The following is a 4,276-nucleotide window of genomic DNA, read 5'->3' as shown; positions in this document are numbered from 1 at the left end:
AACGTCGGTAGTACCACACACTTTGGTTACCAAACGGTCAGCAGTGAAGACAAAGCTCAAAAAGTGGCTGAAGTTTTCCACTCGGTTGCGAGCAAATACGACATTATGAATGACTTAATGTCGTTTGGTATTCACCGTCTGTGGAAACGCTTTGCGATCAATATGTCTGGGGTACGTCGTGGTCAACGCGTGCTAGATATTGCTGGCGGGACAGGTGACTTGGCTAAAGTATTTAGTCGTGAAGTCGGCCCTACTGGTCATGTGGTACTTTCAGACATTAACGAATCTATGTTGAATGTTGGCCGTGACCGCCTGATTGATGCTGGCTGTACCAATGTTGATTTCGTATTAGCCAATGCTGAAACCCTAGAGCCATTTGAAGACAACAGCTTCGACCTACTCACCATCTCATTTGGTCTACGTAATGTGACCGATAAAGATGCGGCACTTGCTGCGATGTATCGCGTGCTTAAGCCAGGTGGTCGTTTATTGGTCTTAGAGTTTTCTAAACCTGTATTTGAGCCATTTTCAAAACTGTACGACCTATACTCGTTCACCGCACTGCCGATCATGGGCAAAATCATTGCCAATGACTCAGAAAGCTATAAATATTTAGCCGAGTCGATTCGTATGCACCCAGACCAACGCACGCTCAAAGGCATGATGGAAAATGCAGGCTTCCAAAACTGTGACTATCACAACCTGACAGGTGGTATTGTTGCTGTACACCGTGGTTTTAAACTTTAAAATTAAACGTTTAAGGGCAAATTATGTGGTCGATTCTGGCACTCGGTGCAGTTGAACGATTAATTCATCATGTGATTAATTTGGATGCGATCACTCGCATCCAGCTCAATGAACTACAAGGCAAGATGTTACGTGTGGTGATCGCATCCCCGCAACTGTCTGTAGATGTGTTCTTTGACCACACTAAAGTGCGCTTAGAACCTACCGTTACGGGGCATAGTGAAACAGCATCCATTTTTGAACAACGCCCTTTTGATCAAGCTCAGTCTCACACCCCAGCAACCGCGACTTTAACGGTGGCCAATGTGGTTGAGCTATTCAAGCTTTTACTGGCGGATGATGTTGGCAATATCCCGCTCCAAGGCGATTATCACCTTCTGCAAGATATTCAACGGATTATGCAACAAGCTGAGCCAGACTTGGCTGCGCATCTAAGCCCGTGGCTTGGCCCAAGTTTGGCGCATGAACTGGCCAAAATCCAACTGGCACCGAAGCACATCAAACAAACCTTACAAAGTCATTTGTTTTTTGCTGAAGATGCCTTAAAAGAAGACAGTGGTCTATTTGCCCCGCGTTGGCAAATGGATGATCTACACCAAGACACCCGTATTCTGAATCAAAACTTAGATCGTGCCGAAGCCAAAATTCAACAGCTTCAAGCACAGATTGACACTCAAGACTCAACTCAAAACTAGGTATTTGCATATATGATTCCGCACGTTTCACGTTTACTCGAACTTTGGCGCATTGCCGCGCACTATAGACTCGACACGTTGTTTCCTGCGGAAGAATTGCCTGAAAAAGCACGTCATGCACTAGGGCTAATTCGCATGCATCCAGCGGCATGGTCCAGCCGTGAACGCAAAAACCCATTGAAGCTGAAACTGGCTTTAGAGGAAATGGGACCACTGGCGATTAAAATGGGACAACTCCTGTCTACTCGTCGTGACCTGATTCCACCTGAAGTGCTACAACAACTGGTTTTACTCCAAGACCGTGTCAAACCGTTTGGTTCTGATGTGGCGAAAATGCGTATTCAAGAATCACTGAAAGCCGATGTAAATACGTTGTTTGCACGCTTCGACGAACAGCCATTGGCAGCCGCCTCGATTGCTCAAGTCCATACGGCCGCTTTACATGATGGGCGCGAAGTGGTGGTGAAAGTCACCCGTCCCGATATTCGTAGTCAAATTTTACATGACTTTGAAATTTTAGAATGGCTGGGCAATTTCCTGGAAAAACGCCTAGAAGCCGCGCGTGCACTGCACTTATCTGAAATTATTCAGGACTATCGTCAAGTCATTTTAAATGAACTGGATTTGACCTTAGAAGCCGACAATACCCGTCGTATGCGCCATTACTTTACAGGCTCAAGCATGATGTATGTGCCTGAAGTCTATATGGACAGCAAAGACGTAATGGTGGCTGAACGCATTACGGGCGTTCCTATTTCAGACATTGAAACCTTTGAAAAGCTGGGCATGGATCGTAAAGATCTAGCGGAAAAAGGCTTAACCATTTTCTTTACCCAAGTCTTCCGTGACAACTTTTTCCATGCCGACATGCATCCAGGCAATGTCTTCGTTGAAACCCTAAACCCAAGCCAACCACGTTATATTGCGTTGGACTGTGCCATTATGGGAGAGTTGTCGAAGCACGACCAAATGACTGTGGCACGTATGCTGCTTGCGGTCATGAACAGCGACTTTATGCAACTGATTCAAATCGTGCATCAAGCTGGTTGGATTCCACCGGGCACAGACCAAGATGCTCTAGCACGTGAAATGCGTCGCACGGTCGGGCCAATGGTGTCCAAACCCATGCATGAATTGGACTTCGCAGGCATTTTGATTCAAGTGATGGATATCGCACGTCGTTTCCATTTGGAAATTCCACCACAGTTGATGCTACTGCTTAAAACCCTCGTGCATGTTGAGGGTTTAGGCACAGACCTTTACCCTGAGCTGGACATTTGGAGTTTGGCAAAGCCAATCCTGACCGATTGGATCAAAGCACAAATGAATCCACAGAAGAACCTAAAAGAGCTGGGACAAAAAATTCCGGACTTACTTTTAGGGGCGCAAGACTTCCCAACGCTGTTGGTCGATAGCTTAAATGGTCTTAAAAACCAATCAGCTTGGCATGCCAAACAGCTCAATGAACTACAAAGTATGCGCTTGCAAATGGAGCATCAGCAAAAACGGAGCTGGATTTTTGGTAGTCTCATGGCCATTTTGCTGTCGATTGCGATTATCTCGCCATGGTTTATTTCAGTGATCTTAATTGTACTCACTGGCTTACTGGCGGTGTGGCGTATGTTTAAATAAACGCGTTCTGCTGTATTAAAAGCCTGAGTCTCTCAGGCTTTTTTATGTTTAACGTTTAAGTAGGAAGTGACCTCCAAGTCATTATTGGATCACTTTTGCCAATGCGCTCGTTCTCTCGTCAGTTAAAATGACAATATATATTGTCTCTTTGAATAATCACGATGACTCAAATCCTGCATAAACACCCTCCCGCTTTAAGCATTCGTGCAGGCAAATTAGCACGTCAACTCATTCAAAGCGAAGGCTTACAAGCTGAACAGGTCGATATTGTACCTGGTGCCGCAGGTGGACCCAAAGGCATCGGAATTCAAGGTTTAGACCAAGCCATTTTTGGTGAGTTCTTTGCCCATGCACCACAAAGACGGACACTGATTGGTTCGTCTATTGGCAGTTGGCGCTTTGCCAGCATCTTGGCGCACGGTGCAAAAGCAGGTACTGAACGTTTAGGTGAACTCTATACCAACCTGTATTTTGACAAAAAAATGCAACGCCAAGAAGTCAGTGATATTTGCCGTGGCATGCTGCTCGACTTGGTGCAAGGTAAAGAAGAGGAACTAGTAGATCATCCAGACTACCACCTTGCAGTCCTCTCGATTAAAGCACAGCACATCTTCCAAAGTGACCAAGTTCTACCGCTCTTGGCCTCTGTAGCAGGGATCATCGGCACAACCGCTGTTGCACGGAAACATAGCCGCCACTTTATGCAACGGGTGATTAGCCAGCCCAACATTGGCAAACAATTTAAAGTAGAAGATGATTTCCTCACTCATTATCACAGTCTCACCGCTGCAAATGTTCTGCCTTGGCTGATTGCCTCAGCCTCTATTCCAGGCGTGATGGCCGCGATTCGCGATATTCCAGATGCACCCCAAGGCAGTTATCGCGATGGTGGTCTGATTGACTATCACATTGACCTGCCTTTTGAGAGTCAAGGCATTGTGCTTTATCCACACTTTACGGACAGCATTACGCCGGGCTGGTTTGATAAACTGTTTAAACGTCGCGCCAATCCTGAAAATCAAGCCCGTACCCTGCTCTTATCTCCATCCCAAGACTACTTACAAAGCTTACCTTTAGGGCGCCTGCCCGATCGTAAAGATTTCACCCTCAAAGGGCTCGACCAAAAACAGCGCATTCAAATGTGGAACCAATGTATTTCTGAAAGTCAGCGCTTAGGCGATGAGTTCTTGGAAATGGTGGAA

4 protein-coding genes are annotated in these 4,276 nt (G+C 46.1%); all 4 read left to right on the top strand.

What is annotated here, in order from left to right; translation table 11 throughout:
• Positions 1-747 (top strand): bifunctional demethylmenaquinone methyltransferase/2-methoxy-6-polyprenyl-1,4-benzoquinol methylase UbiE (gene ubiE, locus B4F08_RS14350; RefSeq protein WP_291374932.1); only part of this gene is annotated, 747 nt, incomplete at its 5' end.
• A 23-nt stretch (positions 748-770) separates the two neighbouring features.
• Positions 771-1,442 carry a ubiquinone biosynthesis accessory factor UbiJ gene (locus B4F08_RS14345; protein ID WP_086209678.1) on the top strand — a complete coding sequence of 224 codons (672 nt, stop codon included), beginning with the start codon at positions 771-773 and terminating at the stop codon, positions 1,440-1,442.
• Positions 1,443-1,454: 12 nt separating this feature from the next.
• Positions 1,455-3,074 (top strand): ABC1 kinase family protein, encoded by a 1,620-nt coding sequence (locus B4F08_RS14340; protein WP_291374930.1) that lies wholly within the window; start codon positions 1,455-1,457, stop codon positions 3,072-3,074.
• 161 nt (positions 3,075-3,235) lie between these two features.
• A partial coding sequence (locus tag B4F08_RS14335; protein ID WP_291374928.1) for a patatin-like phospholipase family protein occupies positions 3,236-4,276 on the top strand: 1,041 nt, incomplete at its 3' end.

This window comes from Acinetobacter sp. UBA6720 (assembly GCF_002454215.1).
Taxonomy (GTDB): Bacteria; Pseudomonadota; Gammaproteobacteria; order Pseudomonadales; family Moraxellaceae; genus Acinetobacter.
This window is presented reverse-complemented; position numbering and strand designations above follow the sequence as displayed.